Genomic DNA, 26,190 nt, shown 5'->3' on the forward strand with positions numbered 1-26,190 from the left:
TAAAATATTTTGGAATTATTGTATCCACATATTATATACAAAAATGGCAACTAAAATAAAGCTTAGTGTCACAAAAGCAATATTGATCATACGTTGACGTTTTTGAAGTCGATGAATGCGATTTTGGTATTGTTTTACCTCAACCAATAACGTGTTGATTTCAGAGCGTTGTTGATCGATTTTTTCCAAAAGAGGAGCGATTCGATGTTGGGATGCGATGGTGTCAGCATCATCATCAAATGCATTAAACCATTGTCTCCAGTTCACCAAGATACTAGATAAGGTAAAGTGAGGAATGAGATCTGTGAATTGTTCGGCTAAAGTCGAATCTCCTAAAATACGAAGATTAGAAATACTTTTTTGATTATTTAGAACAAAAATTTTAATCAAATCGATCAGCGTGCAATTGATTTCAAGGTCAATTTTTCGATCCAAGGCTTTCATGTCAAACAGTAAACCTTTTTCCGTGAACTGAATGTAAAAGTCAAAGAAAGGAATATAGCTGTTAATTCGAATAGTAATTTTATCATCAATTAGCTTTTTGGCTTGCAAACGTAGCCCAGCATCATGCGTCAAGATGAAGGAAAAAAAAGTTTCTAAAACAATGATGACAATGTTTAGCAACAAATGCGGATGTTTATGTCTTTGTTGCGTATCAATCATAAATCTCTTTTTCCTTGCCAAAAAATAAATAACAAAACATCAAGTCTAGTAAATCTTGAGTATCCTTACCCAATTGTTAAAAATAATTTACATGACTATATTGCTTTGTAGAACAGTTTTTTAAAACGATCAAGTCCTAACTTTGATATTATAAAAACATTTTTATGGTTAAATACGACATGCTGTTTGTAACGAGCTTAGGAGTGATGGTTCATGGATAATACAAATATAGACAATGCTAGTGAAGATACTGAAGCAAAAACTAAGTCAAAATCAAAGAGTTCTAAGAAATCTGCGCTCGATTTTAAAAAGTATACACAACAGATCTGGCTAGCTGGTTTAGGCGCTTTTTCGCGTGCAGAAGAAGAGGGCAACAAATTATTCGACTCTTTAGTCAAGGTGGGTGAGGAGCTTGAGTCTAAAACTGTCGATTTTGCAGATAATACTGTCGGTAAGGTAACCGAGAAAGCAAAAGAGTCGGTAACAGATACCAAAGATAAGGTCGAAAAGATTTTAGATAGTGGTGTAAATCACTCGCTGAATCGTATTGGTTTGGTGACACCAAAAGATCTTCAACATATCGAACAACTGTTAGTACAGCTTCACATTAAGGTGGACGCTTTAATTGAAGAAAATGATCAATTGAAGGCTAAATTGAATAAAAAGTAAAAAAATTGCAAGTAACTCGTCCGTTTATGTCGTATTTCGGTATTTATTTTAATTAAAAAAGCCTTTCTAGTATTGCGTTCTCCCCTAAAGCATTGCTATAAAGGCTGCATGGCCTTTTAAACTATAGCCTTGGATCTTAACAAACGATATTAAGAGGATATTTTTTATCATGAATAAATCAGAATTAATTGATGCGATTGCTGAAAAAGGGGGAGTGTCTAAGTCGGATGCTGGTAAAGCACTCGATGCGACAATTGCATCAATCACTGAAGCACTTAAAAAGGGTGATACGGTTACTTTAGTTGGTTTTGGTACTTTTAGCGTAAAAGAACGTGCTGCACGTACTGGTCGTAATCCTAAAACTGGTGAAGAGCTTCAAATCAAAGCAAGCAAAGTACCTAGCTTTAAAGCTGGTAAGGGTTTAAAAGATTCGGTTGCGTAATCTTTCTAAATCAATAAACGCACCATTTTGGGTGCGTTTTTTATTTATCCAATGAAAAAGTTAATTTGATCTTCATTCGGCATTCATTCACTTTGTTTTTTAAGTTAAAATTGCCCCGAAATTAAATATTGGAATATTTATGGAATCATTTCGTACGGTCATTAAAGGTTGGCTTGGCAAAGTCCTGTTAGTTTTGTTTTTGACCCCTTTAGCTCTTGTCGGTATTGAAGGATATTTTAGCGGTGGCAATAAAGCAGATGTTGCCAAATCGGTAAATGGTCAAGATATTTCTAATAAAGAATTAGAAAGTGCAATCAAGAATTATAAAGATCAATATTTGGCCTTGGTTCAAGGCGATGAGTCATTGTTGAATCTGTCAGCGATTCAAGAAAGAGCGATGGATGCACTTGTGGCACGTAGCTTATTGTCTCAGCAGGCTGAAAAACTGGGTATCTCTTTGAGTGATGCACAACTTGAACAGATGTTGGCGCAGCAACCAAGCTTTCAGCAAAATGGACAATTCTCGCAACAGCTTTATGAGAACTATCTACGCTCAGTTGGTTTAACGAATCAGGCACTCATCTCGAGTTTGCGTCAAGATCATGCTCTTAAAATGATCTCATCGAGTCTGATGGACAATGCATTGGTAAGCAAGTCTGATTTACAGCAACTTGCTAATTTGCAAACAGAGCAACGTACATTGCACTTGGCAAGCATCAAGCTAGATGATTATAAAAAGGGTGTTACAGCATCAACTCAAGAAATCACTGACTACTACAACAAGCATAAAAATGAATTCAAGCAAGTTGCAAGTGTTGATGTGGATTATGTGGTTTTAAGCCCAGCATTATTAGAACAAGCTAATTTAGCTGTTACTGATGCAGACTTACAACAGGCTTATGCAGCGTTTGTAGAAAAACAGCAGCAAAGTGTGAAGCGTGAAGTGAAGCATATCTTAGTAACGACGGATGAGCGTGATGATGCTGCAGCACAGAAATTGATTAATGATGTTTACGCGAAAATTCAATCGGGTATGACATTTGCTCAAGCTGCAAGCCAATATTCGGAAGATCCGAGTTCTAAAAATCAAGGTGGTTTGGTAAGTGCTTATGCGCCTGGAGCTTTCTCTGCTGATTTTGATAATGCTGTAAACACTTTAAAAAATGGTCAGGTTTCTAAGCCTGTAAAAACGCAGTATGGTTATCACATTATTGAAGTGCAGGTACCAACAGTAAATATTCCGTCATTTGAATCAGAAAAAGCACGTCTAACTGCTGAAGTTGAGAAAACTAAAGCCGCAAATCTGTTTAGTGATACGGTCAACAACTTAAACGAAATGGTTGTGGGGAGTGATTCACTAGAGGTTGTTGCACAAGAAGTCAAAGCTGCACGTGTTGAATCTGCAAAAGCGATTACTTTGGCAACACAACATCCTATCTTGAGTGATTTGAATGTTAAAGTGAAACTATTCAGTGATGATGTGAAAAATGGTGATCGTAACGCATCATCAAATATTCAATTGGCGAATGGTGATTCAATCTGGATTAAAGTTCGTGATTATCACTCAGCAGGAATTAAACCATTATCTGAAGTGACTACTGAAGTTAAAGCGAAGGTAGTAGAACAGAAAGCCTATAAAGCTGCTCAGGCAAAAATGGCATCTATCCTTGCTGATTTCAAAACTCAGCCTGCTGCACAAGTTGTTGCGAAGTCACAAGTCAATTTTGAGAATGCAGGTACTTTTGCTCGCTCACATGGTTTAAAGCGTGCGATTGAACGTGCTGCATTTAGCATTCCTGCGCCAAGTAAGGAAGGGATGTGGTCTGCAACAACGGCGAAATTGCCAAATGAACTCGTTATCGTTGCTGTTTCAAATGTAGACAGTAGTGTGGCGAGTAGCTTGCCAGAAAAAGAGTTGTTGGAATTAAAACAGTTGTATCAACAATTTCGTGGTCAGCAGGTTCTAGAAGACTACACGGCATATTTAAAATCTCAAGCCGACATCAAGTAAGCTTTATTTGATCGCGATAAAAAAGCCGGTTCAATGAACTGGCTTTTTTATAACTACTGTGTGTCCCGTCCTGAAATAAGTTTACCCCTTAAGAGGCTTATTTTATGGAATATGAAAAAGAACAACGAGTTAAACGAACACAACGAGATTACAGTTTTGCCTTTAAAATGCTGATTGTCCATGAGGTAGAAAAAGGGCAAATCACTTATAAACAAGCTCAAGCAAAATATGGTATTCAAGGAAGATCAACTGTGCTTACATGGTTACGTAAGTACGGACAACAAGATTGGACTTCTAAAGCTATGCCTTCCACTTCAAAACGCCAACTCACCCCTCAACAACGCATTCGCCAGTTGGAAAAACAATTAGCCGCAGAAAAGCTAAAAACTGAATTTATCCAAGATGTGATTTATCACATAGACAAAGAATGTGGGAGTGATCTTGGAAAAAAGTATACCGAGCACGTTTCAAAGATTGGCAAGCCCAAAGAAGACTAAATGTCTCACGTTATTGTGAGTGGATAGGAATCACCCGACAGGCTTACTATCAATCAGAAAAACGTGCTCAAATCAAAGCTCAGGAAACTCAGCAAGTACTTGAATTGGTTATGGAGTATCGTTATTTGATGCCAAGTATCGGTACGCGTAAACTCTATTGGCTGATCAAACCAAAATTGCTAGAACAAGGACTGAAGTTTGGTCGAGATCAGTTATTTAAGGTATTAAAAGAGAATGATTTATTGATACGCCCTAAACGTCGCTATACCAAAACTACAGATAGCAAACACTGGATGAAGAAACATCCTAATTTATTAAAGGATTATTCTCCAATACGGGCAAATGAAGTCTTTGTTAGTGATATTACCTATGTTGAAAGTGCAGAGGGTGTGCATTATCTATCACTTGTGACAGATGCCTATACCCGACAAATTAAAGGTTATAAGTTATCAAGTGATATGCGGGCAGAGAATGTTGTACAAGCCTTACATATGGCAATGAAGTCTATAAAAGATAGAGCAACAACTCTGATTCATCATTTAGATAGAGGTTCTCAATATTGCTCTGAATTATATCAATCGGCACTACAGCATTACGGTATAAGTCCCTCGATGACAGATGGAGGAGACTGTTACCAAAATGCTTTAGCAGAGCGAATCAATGGCATACTCAAACAGGAGTTCTTAACTACACGATGTAAAACGATGAAGGAGTTAGACCATTTAATTTCGGAATCTATAGTGATTTATAACTGCTACAGACCGCATTTAAGTTTAAATATGATTACTCCTAATCAGATGTATGAGAAAGCGAAAACCGAGCTAATTGCTTAACTCGGTTTTAAATGAAATACTGTCAATCTATTTCAGGACGGGACAGTGCTCGAGTTTTTATTTTTTCTGAATAAATTTTGCTTCTTCAGATTGAGGGTATTGAGCTAGTAGCTTGGTTCTATATTGGTTAGCTTGCGCTGTATTTTTATCGACTTCCTTTGCAATGCTGTAGAGCTGATATAAGGCACGAGATGCGCGAGCTGAGTTTGGGTATTGATTCACAACAGTCGTGTAATTTTGTTTTGCTGCTGTGTAATTTACGGGTTCTACTGCGAGATAAAATTCTGCAAGCCAGAAGTATGCATTACCGATATAAATCCCATTTGGGTGGTTTTTGATAAAGTTCTGCATCGGTTGGATAGCTTGTTTTGCACCGCCTTGTTTATAGGCATCTAACGCGACAGTGTACGCAGCTTTCTCTAGCTCGATTTGGTTGTTTACATTCATATTGGATGCAGCGGGGCTTGGCTGCGATTGTGCTGTCGTAGCTGTATTATTTGAAAGTGGCTGTGAAGCATCAATTGGCTCTTCAGTATTTTCTTCTGGTGGATCAATTTTCTGAGACAGTAGCTCTAAGCGTTGATCTAAATCGGTATAGCGGTTGGTAAGTTCCTTTTTTAATTGCTCAATCGCGTTGTCATGCTCTTCTAATTGACCACGTAATTTACGTACTTCTTCTTCGAGACGTTGATTTTTTTGGATGAGCTCCCAGTTTAAATTAGAGCCGACATTTGTGGTATTACTGCTGCTGGCAGTCTGCTGGCTAAGTGCACGAGATTCAATTGGAATATTGGCATATACATATGCACTGCTGAGTAACGCAACAAAGAGTACAGAATGCTTTTTTAGCATGAAAATCTATCCATTCAGTTGAAAATTAAAGCTGTGAGCGAATCAGTCTCCACTTTTTACAGACTAGCACACAGCAAATATGCATTTTGATTTAGTCATTAAAACAGCAACTCATTTAAATGCAATAAGCATTTACAATCTTCAAGCACTTTTGAAGAGAATTGCTTGGTTGTTGTTTAATCTTTGTACATTATTAAAGCTTACTAAATGAAAGCTTTAACTTATTGTTGAGTAATTAGGCAGTTGAACGGAAAAATCACTGAAAAACAGAGACAAGTCTTGCAACTCAAATAAAAATCTCTATACTTTGTCAGGCAATGGTAGCCCTGCTGGTAGCTTCGCAATTGTACTCTATGAACCCCGCCAGGACCGGAAGGTAGCAACGGTAGTAGAACTATGATGTGCCGAAATCTTGCTAGTAGGGTTGCCACCAATTATTTATTCTTCTTCGCTCGTTCGAGCAATTGCTTTTAAAATTACCCCCATATCAAAACCGCGATATTGTAAAAATCGAATTTGTTTTGCTTTGAGTTTTGGGTCTTTTGTAACGTCTTCACCAAATTTTTTTACTTTAAGTTGGTAGGCTTGATCTAGCCAATCCACTTCTTCAAGTTCTTCTGCTATTAATTCTGCATCTAGCTGTTTCGCCTTAAGTGCTTGTTTAATGCGTTGTAAGCCTTTTCCTTTACGAATTTGGCTTGATAGGGTTAAAGCTGCGACACGTTGATCACTCTGATAATTTTTTTCTGCTAGCTCTGTTACTAAAATTGCAACTTCATTTGGATCAATTGCATATTGATTTAGCTTTTCGGTTAATTCTGCTTGTGAGTAATCTCGACGTGTCAATAATGCAAAGGCATATGACCTGAGTCTTTGACCTGTGAGTGTTTTCGGTTTGTCATTTTTTGTCGTGCTAAACATGGCTATTAATTCAATGGTGATTTATTTACGGCTACTCGTGATTTATTCTGAGGCAGATTACCTTGGGTTTAAATGATAGACGAAAAGAAAACGCCCCGAAGGGCGTCTAGTTTAGCTTTCTAGGAGATCTAGCTCATCTTCTTCCACTGCTGCGGCTTCGTTGCTGTTCTTTGTTAGAAGCTGTTCACGAATAAGCTTTTCAATTTCTTGTGCCATTTGTGGGTTTTCTTCAAAATGGCGGATGACATTATTCTTACCTTGACCGATTTTATTGCCTTGATAAGAGTACCAAGCACCTGCTTTTTGAACGATATCTTGTTGAACTGCGAGATCAACCAGTTCACCTAGTTGATTTGTACCTTTACCATACATGATTTGGAACACTGCTTCTTTGAAAGGCGGTGCCATTTTATTTTTAACAACTTTAACGCGAGTTTCATTACCGGTGATTTCATCACCTTCTTTCACTGCACCGATACGGCGGATGTCTAAGCGTACAGATGCATAGAATTTAAGTGCATTACCACCAGTCGTTGTTTCAGGGCTACCAAACATAACGCCAATCTTCATACGGATTTGGTTAATGAAGATCACCATACAGTTTGAGCGCTTCGCATTACCAGTGATTTTACGCAATGCCTGACTCATCAAACGTGCTTGTAAGCCCATATGTGAATCGCCCATTTCGCCTTCAATTTCCGCTTTAGGGGTGAGGGCTGCAACGGAGTCGACAACGATAAGATCAATTGCGCCAGAACGAACCAGCATATCCGCAATCTCTAATGCTTGTTCACCGTTGTCAGGTTGTGAAACCAACAAGTTGTCAATATCTACGCCTAATTTACGTGCATATTCAGGGTCTAAGGCATGCTCTGCATCGATAAATGCACATGTACCACCAGTTTTTTGGCATTGAGCAATGGCTTGCAAAGTCATTGTGGTTTTACCAGAAGATTCTGGTCCATAGATTTCGATGATACGCCCTTTGGGTAAACCACCAATACCAAGCGCAATATCAAGTGTTAGAGAACCCGTTGATACAGCTTCAACTGCTTGTACGGTATTATCACCTAAGCGCATCACTGTGTTTTTACCAAATTGTTTTTCAATTTGGCTTAAAGCGGCTTGTAACGCTTTACTTTTATTATCATCCATCTCAAAACCTCAAAACTTTATATTCTTAACGACTAACCCAAGTGGATGTACTGAATCTCAACTTGTTGGGACTTGGGTATAGTGGCAGATTCTCGTTATTAATTCCACATCTGATCTATGTCAGTACGACACAAAATGACGCGCCCAAATTGAGAAAATCTCAATCCCATCTTATTCATCATGATAAGACCATGATTGAGCATTTTCATGTTTAAAACGATTGATATCACGACGATCTTTTTTACTTGGTCGGTGATCTGGTCGCGCTAGATTATGCAGCTTTCGCTGTGATGCATGCAACTCTCGGCGCTCAATACTTTCTGTTGTTTCTTCATAAAGCTGTTGTGCGATTGGGGCTCCACCACGAACGGACGAAAGTGCTTTGACTACTACGGTTTTTTTATCAAAACCTTGCTGGATGGTAAGCTGCATGCCAATACGTACATCGCGAGAAACTTTTACGCGTTCATTATTGTGATGTACCTTACCACCTTCGATAGCTGCTTTGGCGATAGAGCGTGTTTTAAAAAAACGTGCTGCCCAAAGCCATTTATCAATTCGCATGGCATCCATGCTTTCTGCTTCATGCTGTTTTGGCATCTGTTACCTGTGTGTCGGGTTCAAGATAATCAAGGAGTTCTGTGAGATGATCGAGAGCAAGATATTCTAGTTCTGTCGCGATGCGAGCGGGTTTACTGCTCGAAGGTTGTAAAATGCTATATAACTTTGTGATTCCAAATTTCTCAGCACCTCTTAATACAGCAACTGTATCATCAACAAAGACGGCATTTACTGGATCAAATGCGTGTCGCTGTTGTAGGGCTTTCCAGAAATTGACATCTTCTTTTGCAAAACCCAATTCTTCACTACTGATCATCACTTCAAAATAAGGGCTCAGTGCTACATTTTCAAGTTTCAGTTGTAAACCAGCTTGATCTGCATTGGTTAAAAGCCAACAACGATAGCCTTGAGCATTGAGCTGTTCTAATAACTCATGGCAACCAGAACGTGCTTTAATTTTTTCTTGATGTTCATACTGTAGTTGCAACGTGTCGACACCAACTTTGGTCGTCCAGTACGCCGAAGAATACCAAGATAGTGTATGCTTATGCTGTTGGTAAAATTGAAATAGTGTTTGTTGACTTTGTGCCAGACTACATTGATGGACTTGCGCATGTCGTTCAGGCAAACAATCGTTCCAGATAAAATCATCAAAAGCTAAATCAAGTAATGTGCCATCCATGTCAAACATGATGATTGGCTGTTGTAAATCTGAATATGACATAAGGTTAATCTATGTTTGTTAAAACGCTTGCCACACAAGACAACTTTATTTTGCAACTTGTCCCGGTTATGGCGCAGGCTAGTCAAATATTACTGGAAGAATATCAAAATTATTGTGCGGGTGGTGAGTTTAATATTCAGGAAAAAATAGATGATTCACCAGTGACACAAGCTGATTTAAAGGTAAATCGTTTTATAATCAAGAAACTTGCCGAACTAACGCCTGATTTGCCAGTATTATCAGAAGAAAGCGATTACTCAGCACGTAAAGACTGGGGACGCTGTTGGATGCTTGATCCACTGGATGGGACAAAAGAGTTTATTCATGAACGTGATGAGTTTACGATCAATTTAAGTTTGATTGAAAACCATGAAACGACATTTGCTATTATTGCAGTGCCATGTGAACAAGTCATGTATATCGGCTATCGATCACAATTACCCTATAAGTATAGTTTTAGTAAACAAGAATGGTTTCAGTATCAGGTGGAATCACATTCATTAACGACACCCGTACAAATCGGTTTGAGTCACAATAGCAAAAACCCTAAATATAAAAATTTTATTGAACCGATTTTACAGCACCGAGAAGTTACGCGACGTGAAGCTGGCAGTGCCTATAAATTTTGTATGATGCTTGAAGGTGAGATTGATATATATCCACGATTTCATCCAACCTCAGAATGGGATACCAGTTCAGGACAAGCATTTTTGGAAAGTATTGGAGGTGGTTTGATGACATTAGAAGGAAAACCATTTCAATACAATCAGCGTGAAACAGTATTAAACAATGGCTTCATTGCATTTAGAGATCAAGACTATAAAACAATTGCTTATGATGCATTGCGCCTGTCAGGTATTTTAGATTGAGTGTTATGCTGCTCATGGTATAGTGAGTTAAGTTCTCATTTAAACGATTGAATATGGCCTTGCACTTATTACCCAAAAGCATGTTTGAAGCGATTGATTTACTTCCAGAAGCTTCGACGCCTGTAACGCTATTTACGCGTCATTCTTTGCGTGAATTGGTGAATGGGAAGGGTTTGGCTGGCTACGATTTGCAATTGACTGAACAAGGGCGTGAACTTGCCTATGCTTGGGGGCAATATTTAATTAAGAATACGGATCGAGCGATTCAACATTGCATCTCAAGTCCTATTCAACGATGCGTGGATACAGCTGCTTTGATGATCGAAGGGGCAGATGTAGTTCATAAGTTAGTAAATACTCATACGATAGAGATCGTTGAGCAGCGTTTATTAGTCGAACCAGGTAGTTTTGTGCTTGATATACAGCAAGCAGCTCCTTATTTTCGTAAACAAGGGGCATTAGGTTTTATCAATAGCTTTGTGAATAACGCCTTGCCTGGCATGAAGCACCCAATCACAGGTGTTTTTGATGTGTTGGAGTTGCTATATCACACTCATCCTACACATCAGCATGGTTTAAGTTTAGCCGTCAGTCATGACACCATACTTGCAGCGATTATTGCAGTAATCTCAGGCAAGAACCAAATTGAGCAAGCGGATTGGCCAGATATGATGGAAGGTTTATTCGTGTGGTTTGAAGGGGAAGATTTCGCAAATAGCAAACTTAAATGGATTTGGCGTGGTCAGAGAGAAGAGTTGCTGATTAAGCATTTTCATGATCCTTCATAATCAATAAAACTATCATTTTAGAAATTAGTTTTCCTTAGTTTTTATTAAATTTCCCCTGTGGTTTGTTTTAGGTTGTATTGTTGTAACTATATGATTTTTATAAATTAAATAAATCACATAATTTGTTTTTAACGATAAGTTATCGTGTTTATATTTGGGGAAATGTGATGCAATTACGCCTAAAGTATTTAGCTGTTTGTCTGCTGCCTGCTACTTTATTTGCCTGTGGTGGAGGTGGAGGGGACGCAGGTGACAAAAATAAAAGTGAAAATACCACCATACCTCCTGTTATAAATAAATACCCTGAACCAACGAAAGATGTGGTCGATGATTCTATTATTGGGTTCTACGATTATGATAAATCTGAACAAACACGCGTATTAAGAAATGATTTAAATGGAGATTTCATGGCGATGGTGCAATTTGCACAAAGTCATGTGGTGAATCCAAAAAACAATGAAAAAGATTGGATGCCGAGACTTACGGCTGAAAAAGAAGCTCTTTTATTGGTTACACCTCTCGCTGATATGGGTGACATTCAAGCTTTACAAGCAGAGATTTATGATGGTCAGAAACGTTTAAGAACGATAGATTTAATTGAGCCGACACGAATTCCAGCATCAGATCAATCTAACGCCGATGGCCGCCCAAAGGTAAGCTATTCAAAACGAGCATGGAGTGCAGCATTAAACTGGGATGAAATTCGAGCAGGTTTAAACATCCGAATTATAGATCCTGCGAATAATCGTGCTGGTGATTTGCCAGCAGAAAATATTGATTTTGCTGTACCTGGTGAATTGGTGCTTCATAACATTCGACTGGGATTACTCACTGAGCCACCTAAATCAACAGGTCACTATATGTTATTAGAACCTGCAAAAGCGGGGACGGACTATTTTCAAACGATTCCAGCTGCACGTATGGTGGTCGCGAAGTATGATGATTTAAAGCTAGATAAAGTAATGGTTGCTAGTGGCGTTATTTACGATGCAGCTAGCGACACTACGGGTGACGTGTATAGTGGTGATATGCGTGAAAATACAGCAAAATCTACTTTTGGTGTTGGTATTAATCTCGCTAACTGGGGGATTACCAGTGCATCCATGGCAAGCCAAGAACAACCACAACTTACGCAAAGCGTTGTTGCTCACCATGCTCGTGGTAAATATAGCAATGGTGATGTCACACACGGTTTGAGTGGCGGAAACGGTATGCTGACTTTGATTGATTCGATTGGTAACGAATTTAGTCATGAAATTGGACATCACTATGGCTTGGGGCATTATCCGGGTTCTGTAGGAGACAATATGTTTTGGGCAGCGCATCATGCGGACAGTGGTTGGGGATATATTGCTTTTCGAAATAAGATGCGTGGTAATTTAAATTGGACGTCGACTAAATTATCTGATGGTAAAAATGGTGTACCTAACTTCTTGAATCAATATGCTTATGGTTGGGATGCAATGTCAGGTGGTGGTAGTGCAAGCAGTATCTCAAAATATACGCACTATACTGGTTATAGTACCTATTCAAAGATTCAACCTGCTTTTGATCGTCATGTTTGGGATGAGTCTTCTCCAACAGGTTATAAAAAATGGAATACGATAACTCGACAAATGGAAGTATCACAGCCCAAAGTGCCTTCTTCGAAAAATGTTTGGTATAACAGCAAGGATGGGAACTATTTGAAACCACGGTTGTTTGGTGTTCCTGTTTATACGATCTTAGGGGGGGGTATGATCCAGTCAATCAGGTCGGATTGATTTATCCTGCGGCTAAAGGTAATTGGGGAAATGTATTTAACTTATCAGAAGTTGATACAAATGCTAAGTCGGCAAATTGTTGGCTTAATATTCAATTTCCTAAAAGTTCTCAGAATATAGCTTTAGCGCCACAGCGCGTAAATGCTGGAAGTAATGCAAATAAATTCCACATTAATCTTGCACAAGTTGATGCACCTCAAACTGTGAATTTGTATTGTAGAAAAGCAAATGAAGATGCAACACTACTATCAAGTATTACAATACCCGCATATGAGGTAGTATCAGATCCGTATGTGGAAATTGGCAAACAAGCTGGTTATTCGGCGCTTAGGGCAATTGAGTTACCACGACTTGAACAGGCTTTGCTTGCCAATAAAGGTCGAGTGGTGATGACGCTTTCGGCTGAGTCAAAGTTATTGCTAGAAACCTATCAATCATTTATAGGGCAATTGTCTGCTGACGCTCAGAAGGAAATGCTTCGTTATAATCAGCAGCAAGAAAAAATGTATCGCTTGAATCGCTGGATGAATGTTTATTCTTCAGACTTGCATAAGACTGAACCTGAAGCTGTACAGGCCTTCAATGCATTTGTTGAGAAACTTGGCTTAACCAATGATTTAGAACTCGGTTCTGCGACTCCATTGATGAATAGAACCCATTGCCTTAAAGCTGAGCAATTAGAAAGTGGCGTCTTAAATACTTATATAAGTGGTGCAGTTGGCTGTTCAGGGGATGATTCTGAAAAATGGATCTATGATGCCAATGGCAAAATTCATAATAAGAAATATATAGGCCAATGTTTAACTACTAGTGCGGGTAATGTTGTTAATTTATTGCCATGCGGTAATTTAGCAAATCAGATTTGGACGGTTGATCCTACTGCACAGGCCATCAAACAATCCAACCAATGTTTCGATTTGGAAGGTGGTTATTTGACTAATAATCGAGCACGTCTGATTCGCTATGCTTGTACGGGAGGTAGCAATCAAAAGTGGACGATTCCATTGGTCAACAATAGCTTAATACTTGCAGAGTTAACTGCAAAAAATTTAGTGTTAGCGGAACCGTTGTTAAGAAAAGATGGATTAAAAAAATAGAAGTTTTTTATCCATCTTAGGATGAATCATAGTTGCAAGCAGGGTCTATTTAAGTATGAATAGACTCTGCTTATAAAATTAAAAAATTACTTTTAAAAAAACAAAAAATTCGTCATTATGTATCAATAAAAAAGATAAATTAGACACATAACTGGATAAAAACATGTCATCAAACATGATTTATTTGTGGGAACCTGAAATATTTACGGGTAAAGTTCCTGCAGAAGATGATTCTTATCAAGTGGTATTTGAATTGCATCAACAATATTGCCATACGCCGAGTCATGGCAGAACATTGCTCAGATGGTTGGATTATGTTGCTGATAAGATTAGTGATCCCCAATATCAATGTTTTTTTTCAGTACAAGTTCAACAATGGTTGGATCATGTTCAGCAACAATTTTCCGAGAACTTATGTGCGATTATGCCGATCGATGGGTTTATGTTGGATACGACTCAAAACGATGCGATATATCGTGTTTTTTATGAGGCAGTACATGAAACTGGTGTAGGGTTTTATGAGCCTAATTTTAATATTTGGGCAATTGGTGAATTGCAGTCACCTGAAAATGCTGTAGAGCATATGCTACAACCTTATTTATTAGAACCATTAGATGTGCAAAGTCTAAAACTTGAACAAACAGAGACAGTTGCAGCTTGGCAAATGCCTGATTTTCAAATCCCGCATAATATGGCTGCTGCTGAACAATTCATGTGTCAGTGGTTTGAGCAGCAGACATACACTAAAGATCTAAAACTCGATGTTTTTAATATCGCGCATGATTACATTTCTAATTGGGGTAATATTGGGCGACCTGAATTAGCATTGGATACAGGGTATCGTTGTTTTTTATTAACACAAAAACAGATTGGTGTTTTTTATCAATTAAAAATGGTGCTTAGAAAGCTAACGGTCAGTCCAATGCTATCTTTTGCTATGGACTTTACAGATCGTTTTATTTCGCAGTATTTACAGGAACAGTTATCTGAACGCTTGATCTTTCGTTTACGCTCTATGGATATTTATCATTATTCAGAAGATAAAGGGCGCTCAGATTTATGTTTTTCTTTGATTGGACGTTGGGATACTGTTTCGGATATTCAGGATTTTCTTAAAAATTTAGATGCGTATATTAATTTTATTTTTTTCCATTTGGGCCAAGGTAAGTTAGATGCATTACAGGCTTGGGCATATGGTGATATGCCTGCTGGTTTGATGATTGATATGGATTTTCGTTTTGAGCTAATGATGTTTGCATTGAGCTTGGATGAGGAATATCTAATTGAACGTTATGAAGAATACAGGGAACAATTTACACGAAGTAATGCGCGCGCACATGATCTAGGTCTATTGGAAGAGAGTTATAGTTTTTGTCAAAAGTTAATGAAAATTGTAGAAAGTGAGGGGACTGCTTTAAAACCTTATGTTCGAGGATAATAAATTTAAGCTTAGACACTTAATCAGCTATTTTTACTAAAATTAAAACAATAAAAAAGTCCGATAATTCGGACTTTTTTATATGCAGCAAATTAGTTAGCTAATGCTTTAATTTGAGCATTTAAGCGGCTCTTGTGACGAGCAGCTTTGTTTTTGTGGATGATGCCTTTATCAGCCATACGGTCGATTACAGGAACAGCTGTTTTATAAGCTTCTGAAGCAACAGCATAATCACCAGCAGCGATCGCGTTTACTGTACGCTTGATGTAAGTACGAACCATAGAACGCAAGCTTGCGTTGTGTTTACGTGCTTTAACGTTTTGACGAGCACGTTTTTTAGCTTGAGCAGAGTTTGCCACTCGTGCACTCCTTGAAAATAAGTTGGTCTGGGCGGGCTGAAGTTAAAACCAATACAATATTAGCAACATTCACCAGCCCGTAAACAAGTGCCATATTTTGAGGAAACTATGCCGTGAAGTCAAGTCTTGTCATGTTTTTAAGTGCATTTAACAGGTGATAATCTTAAAAGAAAACGTTACATTAATCTCAATGATCAATCGGAAGAACTATAAATGAGCAAAGCAGATAAAAAAGCAATTATTATTGGCGCAACTGGCTTGGTTGGTCAGGCATTGGTCAGTGAGTTGCAGCAGTCAGATAGTTTTGAAACTATAACGGTTGTTGTTAGGAAAAAATTAGATACATTAGATAGTTATAGTAAAGTTAATCAACTAGTGATTGAAGATTTCTTGTTGTTGAATGATGAAGATGTGAATACATATACGCACGCATTTAGTTGTTTGGGGAGCACGATCAAAAAGGCAGGATCTAAAGAGGCTTTTTATGCAATTGACTATGAGATCAATGCGCATTTTGCAGATTTAATTCAAGATAAAAATATTCATTTTTTGATTGTAAGTGCCTTAGGTGCGAACGCAAATTCACCTGTTTTTTATAATAAAGTCAAAGGTGAATTAGAAGATTATTTAAAAAGTCTGTCAATTTTTAAGCTTTCGATATTTCAACCTTCACTTTTGATCGGAAAACGTAGTGATGTACGATTGTTAGAAGATATGGCACAGACGGCTTTTAAACTGATCGAAAAAAAATGGACGAAGCCGTTTAAATTTAAGCCTGTAACAGCCGAACAATTGGCGCATACTATGGTGGTTGCAGCACGAACACAGTCCGCTGTATTTAAACTGTATGATAATTTAGCGATACAACAAACCCAATAATGGAGAGCTTAAATGACAACTGTACCTTTTGTAACGTGCGATTTGTTAGATGATAATCCTGAAAAGAACTTACAAGTGGTGATTCCTTCTTTAGATGGTAAATTCTTTAAAAGTTATGGAGCACGTAAAAGTTTTGGTGGTGAAGTTGTTACGGTTAAATGCTTTGAAGATAACTCAAGAGTGAAAGAGCTATTGGCAACAGAGGGTACTGGTAAAGTGCTCGTTGTAGATGGAGGAGCTTCAATGCGTTGTGCGTTGATGGGAGATATGATCGCTGAGTCTGCCGTAAAGAATAAGTGGAATGGTGTGGTGATTTATGGTTGTGTGCGCGATGTAGATGCACTCGCAGAACTTGATTTGGGTGTTCATGCATTGGCAGCAATCCCTCAAAAAAGTAATCGTAAAGGCATTGGTGAGGTTGACAGTACGCTGTATTTTGGTGGTGTAACAATCAATTCTGGTGATTATATCTATGCAGATAACAATGGAATTGTGATTGCCAAAGAAAAATTAGTCGACTGCTAAAAGGATAAAAGTATGCTTAAAATGGTGAGCCATCAATTTAAAGTTTTACAATCAGTAGCTGCAACACTTATCGAAGGTGGGCGTGGTGTGTCAGGAACACCATTTCCGAATCAGCCTGAAAAACCAATCAAGCTATATGAATTTGAAGGTTCACCATTTTGTCGACGTGTTCGTGAAGTCATTACGCTTCTGAATTTGGATGTTGAAATCTATCCATGTCCTAAAGGCGGCGAAAAATACCGTCAAATCGTAAAGCAAAAAGGTGGAAAAAAGCAGTTTCCATTTTTAATTGATGAAAATACAGGTGATCAGTTATACGAATCACAAGACATTATTCATCATTTATTTAAGCATTATGGAAAAACGGGGCAAACTCCAAAAAAATATAGTCATTATCCTAAATTACCGTATGTTTCGACTTTGGCTACTGTTGCAAATGCAGCTCGTGGTGTTTGGATTAATAAGAAAATTACTCATCGTCCAGCGCCAGAACAGCTTTTAGAGCTGTGGAGCTTTGAGGCGAGTCCATATACACGTTTGGTTCGTGAAGTATTGTGTGAATTAGAATTGCCTTATGTTTTACATAATGTACCGAAAGAGCGCTGGCAAGATATGGGACCTGCGGTTTTGCGGTTAAAACCAGGAAAATATATTCCATTGCCAAATGGTAAGCGTGAAAAGACTGTTGAAATCATGGGGCGTGATATTCAGGTTCCATATTTGGTTGATCCGAACACGGGTGTGAAAATGTTTGAATCAGCTAAAATTGTTGAATATCTAAAGAAACAGTACGGACAATAAGCTTTGAAAAAGCACCTTTAAGAAGGTGCTTTTTTGTATCATTTGGTTGTTGCATTCATGATTGTTTTGCAGCTTAAATACTTTAGTAAATATTGTGATGTGAACAACTCATGTTAAGTCAGTTATCTAGTTTATTCAAAAGCTCAAAAGAAACACCAGAACAATTGTTTTTGAAAGAGCATGCTTTAGCCTTTGATACGGAACATGGCACTATATTAAATGGTGTAAAACTGAATGAATTGGGTTTTCGCCTTGAGTATTTTTCAAATCGAAAATTAGATCACTTTGATGATTTGGCAAAGTTGTTTGAAATCAGCCCACAGATAAATGAAAAAATTGATTTAGAAATTCATTCGCAACGTTTTGTTGAACGTTTGGGGAATACAGAAGAAAATCTCAAAGAGTTGAAACAAATGATCAAAATTTTGAATGATTATTACGTGAAGTTTAAAAGAGCTAAATAGTTTGGTTTTAAGCCTGAATTAATCAATATATTTTCATATTTACGATAACTAGATAGGCTGTCTTTACCTTTACTTTTCATAGATGAAAAGTAACAAAAATCTTTTGTTGGACTGACGGTACATCCTTGTTACCGCAGTCCAACGAGGCGGCGTCCATGCCGCCAACCACGATAGTAAATGAAAGTTTAAATTTAGATGAGTGAATTTTTTGTAGCTCAGAATATAAAAAAGGGATTAAATCCAAAGATTTAATCCCTTTTTGTGTCAGGCTAGCAGTTATTTTTCAATAATAGCCGTTACACCTTGACCACCAGCAGCACAGATCGAAACTAAGATACGACCTGAACCTTTTTGGTTTAAGATCTTCGCAGCAGTTGCGATGATACGACCACCAGTAGCAGCGAATGGATGACCAGCAGCTAGAGAAGAACCTTTAACGTTTAACTTGCTACGATCAATCGAACCTAAAGGTGCATCTAAACCTAAACGCTCTTTACAGAATTTTTCATCTTCCCATGCTTTCAAAGTAGAAAGAACTTGTGATGCAAATGCTTCGTGGATTTCATAGTAGTCGAAATCTTGAAGTTTAAGACCAGCACGCTCAAGCATACGCGGAACTGCATAAGCAGGCGCCATCAATAAGCCTTCTTTCTTACCAACGAAATCAACTGCAGCTGTTTCAGAGAAAGTTAGGTAAGCAAGAACTTCGTGACCATTTGCTTTAGCCCATTCTTCAGAGGCTAAAAGTACACATGATGCACCATCAGTAAGTGGAGTAGAGTTACCCGCTGTCATCGTTGCAGCTTCGCCTTTACCAAATACAGGTTTTAATTTAGCTAATTTCTCAGCTGTAGAGTCAGCACGTAAGTTGTTGTCACGGCTTAAACCTAGGAATGGTGTAATTAGGTCATCGAAGAAACCTTCTTCGTATGCTTTCGCCATTTTTTGGTGAGAAGAAGCAGCTAAAGCGTCTTGATCTTCACGTGCAATACCCCACTCAAGAGCAGTAATTGCTTGGTGATCACCCATAGACAAACCAGTACGTGGCTCACCATTTTTAGGCGCATCCATAAGATCTTTAATGTTGATTTTAGATAAAGCTTTTAAACGATCTTTACCAGTTTTAGCGATGTTAAGTTCAAGCAAAGCTTTACGTAAACCATCACCGAAAGCGATTGGAGCATCAGATGTTGTATCAACACCACCAGCGATACCCACTTCGATTTGACCTAAAGCAATTTTGTTTGCGACTTGGAATGCTGCTTGCAAACCAGTACCACAAGCTTGTTGAAGATCACAAGCTGGAGTTTCAGGAGCAAGTTGAGTGTTTAAAACACACTCACGAGTCATGTTAAAGTCACGACTGTGTTTTAATACCGCACCAGCAACAACTTCACCTAAGCGTTGACCTTGTAGGTTGAAACGCTCAACCAAACCGTTTAACGCAGCAGTAAACATGTCGATGTTCGAAGCTGTGAAATATGCGCCGTTAGAGCGAGCGAAAGGAATACGGTTACCGCCGATAATGGCTACACGACGAACGGTGTTTTGGCTCATGGTTTTATCCTGTTGAACAGAAGGTTTGGTTGTTTTAGCTGTAGCTGCTTTTGTGGTTGCAGAAGAAGCAGTGCTTTTGGTGCTACGGCTACTAGTTGAACGAGTGCGAGTCGTTTTAGTTGCCGTACTTGCTGCTTTAGGAGTTGTGCTCGTACTTTTACTTCTAGTCGAAGTTGCTTTTGATGTATTTGACACATTCTCTTCAGCAGAATTCTCGACTGCTGGATTTTCTTGAGTTGTTTTGCTCATAAGGCTTTTCCAAGCATAATAGGGATATTCTTAATATAACCATAGCATATTTCAAATATTGCTGTATTGACTAGAATGACGCTTTAGACCACATTCAGGTCAAGACATCTAGACATGAACTCAAGTATGATTTGCTATGAGTCAATCAAACATTGATTTTATGTTATATACCAAACAAAAATCACTTGTTTGTAAAAAATTCATTTGTATGAGAGATAATAACCATGACCGATCAATACCAAGCATTTACACAATCACCTTTGGGTAAATTTGTTGTAAAAAATCTAGGCTTACCATCACCTGTAGTTCTAGATCGTTTTGAAAATGCTCAACCTGTTGTGAATGGTGCAGTATTGCTTGGCGCAGCACCTTCAAGTACAAATTCTGCTGCGATTGCTCAGGTTCTTAGCAATATTCATGCGGATAGTTACGTAGGAAACAATGTTGAATTGCAACAAACAGCTGCAAAAGTAGGTTTGAATCTTCGTCCATTAAATGCAGATGACAAAGAGTCAAAATTTAAAGCAGTTGTATTCGATGCTTCTGGCATTCAGGATTCTGAACAGCTTAAAGCGTTGTATGATTTCTTTAATCCAATCGCTCGTCAAATTTCAAGTTCGGGTCGAGTTATCGTTGTTGGTACAACACCTGAAACGGCTAAAACAGTAAAACAAGCAATTGCACAACGCGCACTTGAAGGTTTTGTCAAATCTGTTGGTAAAGAGTTTAAAAAAGGTATTACTGCTCAAGTTGTATATGTTGATCAAGGTGCTGAAGCGAATCTAGAATCTACGATACGTTTCCTAATTTCTCCACGTTCAGCTTACGTATCGGGTCAAGTGATTCGTGTTTCAAAAGCAGGTGTTGTAGATATTGACTGGGCAAAACCATTGGCAGGTAAAACTGCGCTAGTTACAGGTGCAAGCCGTGGTATCGGTGAGGCAATTGCACAAGTTCTTGCTCGTGATGGCGCGCATGTAATTTGCTTAGATGTTCCACAACAACAAGCTGATTTAGAGCGTGTTGCTGGTTCAATTGGTGGTTCAGTATTGGCAATTGACATCACTGCTGCGGATGCGGGTGAAAAAATTAAAACTGCTGCTGCCAAGCAGGGTGGTTTGGACGTGATTGTTCACAACGCTGGTATTACTCGTGACAAAACTTTGGCAAATATGAAGCCTGAGCTTTGGGATCTTGTAATCAACATTAACTTATCAGCAATTGAGCGCGTTAACGATTACTTACTTTCTAATGATGGTTTAAATGCAAATGGTCGTATCGTTTGTGTATCATCTATCAGTGGTATCGCTGGTAACTTAGGTCAAACCAACTATGCTGTTTCCAAAGCGGGTGTAATTGGTTTGGTGAAGTTCACTGCGCCTACATTAAAGAATGGCATTACCATCAATGCTGTTGCACCAGGTTTTATTGAAACTCAAATGACTGCTGCGATTCCTTTTGCGATTCGTGAAGCAGGTCGTCGTATGAACTCAATGAATCAAGGCGGTTTACCTGTAGATGTCGCTGAAGCGATCGCTTGGTATGCATCAACCGGTTCAACAGGTGTGACTGGTAACGTTGTACGCGTTTGTGGTCAAAGCTTGTTAGGTGCTTAAGCATTAAGGTTTTGAAGAGGGGTGCTAGCGCATCCCTTTTTTATAAAAATATAGAAAGGTTTATTATGAATACACGTCATTTTAGTCAATTACCAAAACCTTATTTAGCTTATCCAAAAGTTATCCAAGGTTTAATTTTCAAAAAGCCGAAAGGTGAAAAAGTTTTGCCACAAGTTGAATATGTGGTTGATACACTCAAGATTGATACAAAACATTTAGAAAGCTACAACGAAATTTGTGGTTTTAAAAATGATGGATTCGTACCTGCAATTTACTTGGCAGTATTATCTCAAAGCTTGCAAATGCACATGATGACGAGTGAAGCGTTCCCATTTGCGATTTTAGGTTTGGTGCATATTCGTAACCAGATCAAACAAACACGCAAAATTGGTGTAGATGAACAAATTACATTGTCATGTAAATTTGGTGAGTTGCAACCACATGATAAAGGCTTGCAGTTTGATTTCATCACAACTGCAAAAGTAGGTGGTGAAGTGGTGATGGAAAGTCTAACCACTTACTTATCTCGCCAAAAAACTGAGAAAAAAGCTGCTGAGAAAGCGAAAGAAACCAAAGAGCCAGCTTATCAGTCACAAGCTGAATGGAATATTTCTGAAAATACAGGTCGCCGTTATGCCGTAATTTCAGGTGATTTTAACCTGATTCATATTCATGCTGTGACTGCGAAAGCATTCGGTTTTAAACAAGCAATTGCGCATGGTATGTGGAGTAAGGCAAAAGCATTAGCTAGTATTGAATTGCCATCAGCTTATGAAGCGGATGTGTGGTTTAAATTACCAATGTATTTACCATCAACAGTTGAGTTTTTAACAGCGAATGAAGCGAAGCAAACTGAATTTTTGATACGTAATTTGAAATCTAAAAAGCCACATGTCGCTGGAACAGTAAAAGCAATTTAAGCTTTAATTAATTCCTTAGATTTACATCTCTTCTGTTCGCAGGAGAGATTGTCTTACAATAAAATGATTATAAGGATGCGTACTTTGATTAAAGAATTCCTTTTGGCCAATACTCAAAACTATGATGGCACTGTTGATGAACGATTCCTAGATTTAGCAACTCAATTTAGCCGATTTCAAGATGCAAGAAGCCATCAGGGTGGAGCAGCTTTAGTTGTCTATTTTCAAGGTCAAAAAGTTGTCGATATCTTTACAGGTAAAAAATCTCAGAATGAAGCGTGGCAAGCTGATACTTTGTCGATGTGCTATTCAACTGGCAAAGGAATTTTAGCTACACTTGCTCATATTTTAGTGAGTGAAGGTTTGCTTGATTATGATGAGCCGATTGCAAAATATTGGCCGGAATTTGCTCAAAATGGAAAGCAATATATTACTTTAAGACATGTCCTATCTCACCAGACAGGTTTATTTGATATTCGAAATCTCATCGAGACAGCAACAGAAATGCTCGATTGGTCGCATATGCTGGATGTAATAGCCAAAGCTACACCGCGCTTTGCCGCTGGGAAAGGCTTTGCTTATCAACCATTGACCTATGGTTGGATTCTTGGTGGTGTGATTGAAAAGGCAGCCAAGCAACCATTGAGCTGGCTAATGCAACGTTATTTGGTGCAACCACTTGGATTAAATGGAGCGTATTTTGGTGTTCCAAGTTCTGAATTGGATCGTGTAGCTCGTTTAATATCCAAACCTAAAACTTCTGTTGCTTCGAAATCTGAAAATAGAAAAAGTACTCAAACACGAAAACCGTCATTATCAGAAAAACTGTTAGAGTTATCAGGACAAAGTCCACAAGATTTCAAAGATGCAATGATTCCAAAAGGAATGGGTAATTTTAGCTTTTTTAGTGATGCTGGTTTGCAGGCCGTTATTCCTGCTGCAAATGGTGTATTCACTGCCGATAGCTTAGCTAGAGTATACACTATGCTTGCTAATAAAGGTCTGTGGAATGGTGAACAGTTGATCAAGCCTGAAATTTTCAAGCAGTTAGGGACTGTACAATCGAAAGGACGTGATCGTGTTATGCCAATTCCAATGCATTGGCGTTTGGGTTATCACCGAATTCTTACTATGGGAAAACGTGCACCACACGGTTTTGGTCATGTTGGCTTTAATGGTTCTGGTGCATGGTGCGATTCCGATCGAGAGCTCAGTTTTGCTTACACACATAATTTTAATATTACCTCCGCAACAGGTGATTACCGCTTATGGGGTTTGAGCCAAGAAGCTTTAAGATGTGCAGATCAAGTCTTAAAGGGGAGAAAAGGATGGTTTTAAAATAACTCCGCCTGAATAATCGCTTCTACGTGGCGTTTAAAATCGGCTTCATTTAAACCATTGAGGCCGAGTTTATAAATCCCTTCTAGACCACATACAAATGCGATCAATCGCCAAGCAATGTCTCGACTCTTTGAATCGAATTTAAACTCTCCCTTATCTTTTCCTTCATCAATCATAGCAACTATGGATTGATGCCAATCTTGCATCGCGATGTTGTATGCATTCTTGATTTCTTGGTCTTGCTCAATGAGAACTTCAGCTTCATTCCATAGGCGCAGATAGGGTTGAATTTGCTCAATATTTTCACAACCTAAAAACAAGGATAGACGCTGTAAATAGCTGTTGGTCGTTACTTGATTTTCGATTTCATCTAATTGTTGCATCAGTTTAATAAATGCTTCGGCTTTTAAATGAGAACTAGAAGCAAAGTGATGATGCACTTGTCCTGTTGACGTTTGAGCTTCGGTTGCAATACGACGCACAGTCATTGCCGAGAATCCTTCATTCAAGGCAACTTGCATTGCAGCTTGAAGAATCATTTCACGACGTTGTTCTCGATTTAAATAGGCCATTTCTAAAAATCCGATGAAATTGTAGCGGAAGCTGCAACAAACTAACTTAAATTTTAAAATTGGACAAGTGTTCAATTTCGATTATAATAGTTGAAATTGAACATCTGTCCAAATTTAGAGGCATTTTATGTCACGCAAGTGGTTAATTCTTGCAATCATCGCATTGATCTATCTTCCCGTTGTTATAGATGCAACAGTCCTACACGTTGCTGCGCCAACACTCATTGATGCGTTGTCACTATCAAATAATGAGCTGTTGTGGATTATTGATATTTATTCTTTAGTCATGGCTGGGCTCATTTTACCAATGGGTGCGTTAGGAGATCGGATTGGGTTTAAACGCTTAATGATGATCGGTGCAGCTCTGTTTGGTTTAGCATCATTGATGGCTGCATTTTCATCTACAGCTTGGATGTTGATTACATCTAGAGCACTTTTAGCTGTGGGCGCGGCCATGATTTTACCAGCGACGCTCTCAGCTGTACGTAATACCTTTTTGGATGAAAAACAGCGCAATATTGCACTTGGTATTTGGACGACGGTTGGGGGCGGTGGTGCAGCCTTCGGTCCCTTATTTGGTGGGTTTTTACTAGAGCATTTTCATTGGGGGGGCGTATTTCTAATCAATATTCCAATCGTTATATTGGTATTGATCATGGCCTACTGGGTGATTCCAAAACAGCAAGGACAACCTAAACAAAGCTTAAACTTAATACAAGCCTTGGTGCTGGTGGTTGCTATTTTGTGCATCATTTATGCAGTAAAAACAGCAATGCATGCTTTCAGTATGAGTGTGGTTGTGATGTTTGTTGTGGGCTTTGGCTTATTAATAGGTTTTATCCGTACACAATTAACGGCTACATCACCAATGATTGATATTCAATTATTTAAGCATCCTGTGATTGCCACAGGTATGGTGATGGCAGTCGTCTCAATGATGGCTTTGGTTGGTTTTGAATTACTGATTTCTCAGGAGTTGCAGTTTGTTTATGAGCTATCGCCATTGGCAGCAGGGATGTTTATTTTACCCTTCATGCTAGCATTTAGTTTAGGCGGACCTATTGCTAGTATTTTGGTCAATCGCTTTGGTCTACGCTTAATAGCAAGTTTTGGAATGTTGATGAGTGCTATCAGTTTGTGGGGATTAGCCAATACAGACTTTATGCAAGCAAAATTGCAAGCTTGGGCATGGATGGGAACATTGGGATTGAGCGTTGAGATTGCTTTGCTTGCGTCTACCTCTGCAATCATGTCATCAGTGCCACCAACTAAGGCGAGTGCTGCTGGTGCGATTGAAGGAATGGCCTATGAACTTGGTGCTGGTTTCGGTATTGCTTTCTTTGGGTTATTGCTCTCTTGGTTCTATGCTCAAGCAATCATAATACCAAGCGAAGTTCCTCAATCATTGATGGCTCAAGTTAGTGCTTCTATTGGTGAGGCTGTGCAAGCAGCTAAACAGGTATCGCCAATCGTTGCTGATCAAGTGATTTCTGCGGCTCAACATGCTTTTAGTCAATCGCATCGTGCTGTATTAGAAGTGGCAGCAACCTTCTTTTTGGTGTTGACTGTATTCATTTGGTTTGCTTTGCCGAAGAAAGTGATTACGGTGGAAGAATAAGTTGGT

24 protein-coding genes, 1 other RNA gene and 1 pseudogene are annotated in these 26,190 nt (G+C 38.6%); 17 read left to right on the plus strand and 9 right to left on the minus strand.

What is annotated here, in order from left to right:
• Positions 1-15: 15 nt before the first annotated feature.
• Positions 16-663, minus strand: coding sequence for a hypothetical protein (locus AAC851_RS00325; RefSeq protein ID WP_008941313.1), 648 nt, complete (start codon positions 661-663; stop codon positions 16-18).
• A 213-nt stretch (positions 664-876) separates the two neighbouring features.
• Between AAC851_RS00325 and AAC851_RS00330 the strand changes: the two genes are divergently transcribed.
• From AAC851_RS00330 to AAC851_RS00345, 4 genes are all read left to right on the plus strand, one after another.
• Positions 877-1,332, plus strand: coding sequence for a phasin family protein (locus AAC851_RS00330; RefSeq protein ID WP_004639427.1), 456 nt, complete (start codon positions 877-879; stop codon positions 1,330-1,332).
• A 169-nt stretch (positions 1,333-1,501) separates the two neighbouring features.
• A complete protein-coding gene (locus AAC851_RS00335; RefSeq protein ID WP_004639426.1) occupies positions 1,502-1,774 on the plus strand; it encodes an HU family DNA-binding protein in 273 nt (90 codons plus the stop codon).
• A gap of 139 nt (positions 1,775-1,913) precedes the next feature.
• A complete protein-coding gene (locus AAC851_RS00340) occupies positions 1,914-3,785 on the plus strand; it encodes a SurA N-terminal domain-containing protein (protein ID WP_004639425.1) in 1,872 nt (623 codons plus the stop codon).
• Between the two features lie 104 nt (positions 3,786-3,889).
• A protein-coding gene (locus tag AAC851_RS00345) for an IS3 family transposase (RefSeq protein ID WP_340600309.1) occupies positions 3,890-5,115 on the plus strand; the annotation gives its coding sequence in 2 pieces (ribosomal slippage) (positions 3,890-4,229 and positions 4,229-5,115; 1,227 coding nt in all).
• A gap of 57 nt (positions 5,116-5,172) precedes the next feature.
• Here the strand turns inward: AAC851_RS00345 and AAC851_RS00350 are convergent.
• Positions 5,173-5,967, minus strand: a complete 795-nt coding sequence (locus AAC851_RS00350) for a YbgF trimerization domain-containing protein (RefSeq protein WP_075315473.1) — start codon at positions 5,965-5,967, stop codon at positions 5,173-5,175.
• 327 nt (positions 5,968-6,294) lie between these two features.
• Here AAC851_RS00350 and ffs point away from each other — a divergent pair.
• Positions 6,295-6,391: signal recognition particle sRNA small type (gene ffs, locus AAC851_RS00355), an RNA gene on the plus strand.
• A gap of 14 nt (positions 6,392-6,405) precedes the next feature.
• Here the strand turns inward: ffs and AAC851_RS00360 are convergent.
• The 4 genes from AAC851_RS00360 to AAC851_RS00375 all read right to left on the minus strand — a co-directional run bounded on the left by AAC851_RS00360 (position 6,406) and on the right by AAC851_RS00375 (position 9,328).
• Positions 6,406-6,888 (minus strand): regulatory protein RecX, encoded by a 483-nt coding sequence (locus AAC851_RS00360; RefSeq protein ID WP_005082704.1) that lies wholly within the window; start codon positions 6,886-6,888, stop codon positions 6,406-6,408.
• A 111-nt stretch (positions 6,889-6,999) separates the two neighbouring features.
• On the minus strand, positions 7,000-8,043 hold the full coding sequence (gene recA, locus AAC851_RS00365) for a recombinase RecA (RefSeq protein ID WP_004639421.1): 1,044 nt from the start codon (positions 8,041-8,043) through the stop codon (positions 7,000-7,002).
• Positions 8,044-8,214: 171 nt separating this feature from the next.
• A complete protein-coding gene (locus AAC851_RS00370) occupies positions 8,215-8,643 on the minus strand; it encodes an RNA-binding S4 domain-containing protein (RefSeq protein ID WP_004639420.1) in 429 nt (142 codons plus the stop codon).
• Positions 8,627-9,328 carry an HAD-IA family hydrolase gene (locus AAC851_RS00375; protein WP_160127016.1) on the minus strand — a complete coding sequence of 234 codons (702 nt, stop codon included), beginning with the start codon at positions 9,326-9,328 and terminating at the stop codon, positions 8,627-8,629. Before AAC851_RS00375 ends, AAC851_RS00370 begins: the two co-directional genes overlap by 17 nt.
• 11 nt (positions 9,329-9,339) lie before the next feature.
• Here AAC851_RS00375 and AAC851_RS00380 point away from each other — a divergent pair, with 11 nt between their 5' ends.
• The 4 genes and pseudogenes from AAC851_RS00380 to AAC851_RS00395 all read left to right on the plus strand — a co-directional run bounded on the left by AAC851_RS00380 (position 9,340) and on the right by AAC851_RS00395 (position 15,283).
• A complete protein-coding gene (locus AAC851_RS00380; protein WP_340600310.1) occupies positions 9,340-10,197 on the plus strand; it encodes a 3'(2'),5'-bisphosphate nucleotidase CysQ family protein in 858 nt (285 codons plus the stop codon).
• 53 nt (positions 10,198-10,250) lie between these two features.
• Complete coding sequence (locus AAC851_RS00385; protein WP_004639417.1) at positions 10,251-10,985, plus strand: histidine phosphatase family protein; 735 nt, start codon at positions 10,251-10,253, stop codon at positions 10,983-10,985.
• A gap of 167 nt (positions 10,986-11,152) precedes the next feature.
• A pseudogene (locus AAC851_RS00390) lies at positions 11,153-13,845 on the plus strand (M66 family metalloprotease).
• A gap of 163 nt (positions 13,846-14,008) precedes the next feature.
• On the plus strand, positions 14,009-15,283 hold the full coding sequence (locus AAC851_RS00395) for a hypothetical protein (RefSeq protein ID WP_340600311.1): 1,275 nt from the start codon (positions 14,009-14,011) through the stop codon (positions 15,281-15,283).
• A 92-nt stretch (positions 15,284-15,375) separates the two neighbouring features.
• Here AAC851_RS00395 and rpsT read toward each other — a convergent pair whose 3' ends face one another.
• Positions 15,376-15,642 carry a 30S ribosomal protein S20 gene (rpsT, locus tag AAC851_RS00400; protein ID WP_004639414.1) on the minus strand — a complete coding sequence of 89 codons (267 nt, stop codon included), beginning with the start codon at positions 15,640-15,642 and terminating at the stop codon, positions 15,376-15,378.
• Positions 15,643-15,855: 213 nt separating this feature from the next.
• On the opposite strand from rpsT, the gene AAC851_RS00405 reads away from it, so the two are divergent.
• The 4 genes from AAC851_RS00405 to AAC851_RS00420 all read left to right on the plus strand — a co-directional run bounded on the left by AAC851_RS00405 (position 15,856) and on the right by AAC851_RS00420 (position 18,311).
• Entirely contained in the window at positions 15,856-16,521 is a 666-nt protein-coding gene (locus tag AAC851_RS00405; RefSeq protein WP_125503071.1) for an NAD(P)H-binding protein, read from the plus strand.
• Between the two features lie 12 nt (positions 16,522-16,533).
• Entirely contained in the window at positions 16,534-17,046 is a 513-nt protein-coding gene (gene rraA / locus AAC851_RS00410) for a ribonuclease E activity regulator RraA (RefSeq protein WP_004639412.1), read from the plus strand.
• A 12-nt stretch (positions 17,047-17,058) separates the two neighbouring features.
• A complete protein-coding gene (locus tag AAC851_RS00415) occupies positions 17,059-17,847 on the plus strand; it encodes a glutathione S-transferase N-terminal domain-containing protein (protein ID WP_005090100.1) in 789 nt (262 codons plus the stop codon).
• A gap of 110 nt (positions 17,848-17,957) precedes the next feature.
• Positions 17,958-18,311 carry a hypothetical protein gene (locus tag AAC851_RS00420; protein WP_004639410.1) on the plus strand — a complete coding sequence of 118 codons (354 nt, stop codon included), beginning with the start codon at positions 17,958-17,960 and terminating at the stop codon, positions 18,309-18,311.
• Between the two features lie 276 nt (positions 18,312-18,587).
• On the opposite strand, the gene AAC851_RS00425 is transcribed toward AAC851_RS00420, so the two are convergent.
• Positions 18,588-20,117 carry an acetyl-CoA C-acetyltransferase gene (locus tag AAC851_RS00425; protein ID WP_004639407.1) on the minus strand — a complete coding sequence of 510 codons (1,530 nt, stop codon included), beginning with the start codon at positions 20,115-20,117 and terminating at the stop codon, positions 18,588-18,590.
• A gap of 224 nt (positions 20,118-20,341) precedes the next feature.
• On the opposite strand from AAC851_RS00425, the gene AAC851_RS00430 reads away from it, so the two are divergent.
• The 3 genes from AAC851_RS00430 to AAC851_RS00440 all read left to right on the plus strand — a co-directional run bounded on the left by AAC851_RS00430 (position 20,342) and on the right by AAC851_RS00440 (position 23,991).
• Entirely contained in the window at positions 20,342-21,733 is a 1,392-nt protein-coding gene (locus AAC851_RS00430; RefSeq protein WP_340600312.1) for a 3-oxoacyl-ACP reductase, read from the plus strand.
• A gap of 65 nt (positions 21,734-21,798) precedes the next feature.
• Positions 21,799-22,653, plus strand: a complete 855-nt coding sequence (locus AAC851_RS00435; protein WP_340600313.1) for a MaoC family dehydratase — start codon at positions 21,799-21,801, stop codon at positions 22,651-22,653.
• Between the two features lie 84 nt (positions 22,654-22,737).
• Positions 22,738-23,991 (plus strand): serine hydrolase domain-containing protein, encoded by a 1,254-nt coding sequence (locus tag AAC851_RS00440; RefSeq protein ID WP_340601025.1) that lies wholly within the window; start codon positions 22,738-22,740, stop codon positions 23,989-23,991.
• On the opposite strand, the gene AAC851_RS00445 is transcribed toward AAC851_RS00440, so the two are convergent.
• Positions 23,988-24,566, minus strand: a complete 579-nt coding sequence (locus AAC851_RS00445; protein WP_125503073.1) for a TetR family transcriptional regulator — start codon at positions 24,564-24,566, stop codon at positions 23,988-23,990. The genes AAC851_RS00440 and AAC851_RS00445 overlap by 4 nt on opposite strands.
• 127 nt (positions 24,567-24,693) lie before the next feature.
• On the opposite strand from AAC851_RS00445, the gene AAC851_RS00450 reads away from it, so the two are divergent.
• The gene (locus tag AAC851_RS00450; protein ID WP_340600314.1) at positions 24,694-26,184 is read left to right on the plus strand and encodes a SmvA family efflux MFS transporter; all 1,491 of its coding nucleotides are present in this window, start codon (positions 24,694-24,696) and stop codon (positions 26,182-26,184) included.
• The last annotated feature ends 6 nt before the right edge of the window (positions 26,185-26,190 follow it).

It is taken from the genome of Acinetobacter sp. HZNU-JH01, assembly GCF_037996845.1.
Taxonomy (GTDB): Bacteria; Pseudomonadota; Gammaproteobacteria; order Pseudomonadales; family Moraxellaceae; genus Acinetobacter; species Acinetobacter haemolyticus.

Excerpts from the sequence above, each read along its gene's own strand:
- AAC851_RS00340 (WP_004639425.1), top strand. The coding sequence starts at position 1,914 with ATGGAATCATTTCGTACGGTCATTAAAGGTTGGCTTGGCAAAGTCCTG.
- AAC851_RS00430 (WP_340600312.1), top strand. The coding sequence starts at position 20,342 with ATGACCGATCAATACCAAGCATTTACACAATCACCTTTGGGTAAATTT.
- AAC851_RS00435 (WP_340600313.1), top strand. The coding sequence starts at position 21,799 with ATGAATACACGTCATTTTAGTCAATTACCAAAACCTTATTTAGCTTAT.
- AAC851_RS00425 (WP_004639407.1), bottom strand. The coding sequence starts at position 20,117 with ATGAGCAAAACAACTCAAGAAAATCCAGCAGTCGAGAATTCTGCTGAA.
- rraA (WP_004639412.1), top strand. The coding sequence starts at position 16,534 with ATGACAACTGTACCTTTTGTAACGTGCGATTTGTTAGATGATAATCCT.
- AAC851_RS00405 (WP_125503071.1), top strand. The coding sequence starts at position 15,856 with ATGAGCAAAGCAGATAAAAAAGCAATTATTATTGGCGCAACTGGCTTG.
- AAC851_RS00385 (WP_004639417.1), top strand. The coding sequence starts at position 10,251 with ATGGCCTTGCACTTATTACCCAAAAGCATGTTTGAAGCGATTGATTTA.
- AAC851_RS00325 (WP_008941313.1), bottom strand. The coding sequence starts at position 663 with ATGATTGATACGCAACAAAGACATAAACATCCGCATTTGTTGCTAAAC.
- AAC851_RS00330 (WP_004639427.1), top strand. The coding sequence starts at position 877 with ATGGATAATACAAATATAGACAATGCTAGTGAAGATACTGAAGCAAAA.
- AAC851_RS00375 (WP_160127016.1), bottom strand. The coding sequence starts at position 9,328 with ATGTCATATTCAGATTTACAACAGCCAATCATCATGTTTGACATGGAT.
- AAC851_RS00395 (WP_340600311.1), top strand. The coding sequence starts at position 14,009 with ATGTCATCAAACATGATTTATTTGTGGGAACCTGAAATATTTACGGGT.
- AAC851_RS00380 (WP_340600310.1), top strand. The coding sequence starts at position 9,340 with ATGTTTGTTAAAACGCTTGCCACACAAGACAACTTTATTTTGCAACTT.
- recA (WP_004639421.1), bottom strand. The coding sequence starts at position 8,043 with ATGGATGATAATAAAAGTAAAGCGTTACAAGCCGCTTTAAGCCAAATT.
- AAC851_RS00420 (WP_004639410.1), top strand. The coding sequence starts at position 17,958 with ATGTTAAGTCAGTTATCTAGTTTATTCAAAAGCTCAAAAGAAACACCA.
- AAC851_RS00415 (WP_005090100.1), top strand. The coding sequence starts at position 17,059 with ATGCTTAAAATGGTGAGCCATCAATTTAAAGTTTTACAATCAGTAGCT.
- AAC851_RS00445 (WP_125503073.1), bottom strand. The coding sequence starts at position 24,566 with ATGGCCTATTTAAATCGAGAACAACGTCGTGAAATGATTCTTCAAGCT.
- AAC851_RS00370 (WP_004639420.1), bottom strand. The coding sequence starts at position 8,643 with ATGCCAAAACAGCATGAAGCAGAAAGCATGGATGCCATGCGAATTGAT.
- AAC851_RS00450 (WP_340600314.1), top strand. The coding sequence starts at position 24,694 with ATGTCACGCAAGTGGTTAATTCTTGCAATCATCGCATTGATCTATCTT.
- AAC851_RS00335 (WP_004639426.1), top strand. The coding sequence starts at position 1,502 with ATGAATAAATCAGAATTAATTGATGCGATTGCTGAAAAAGGGGGAGTG.
- AAC851_RS00360 (WP_005082704.1), bottom strand. The coding sequence starts at position 6,888 with ATGTTTAGCACGACAAAAAATGACAAACCGAAAACACTCACAGGTCAA.
- AAC851_RS00350 (WP_075315473.1), bottom strand. The coding sequence starts at position 5,967 with ATGCTAAAAAAGCATTCTGTACTCTTTGTTGCGTTACTCAGCAGTGCA.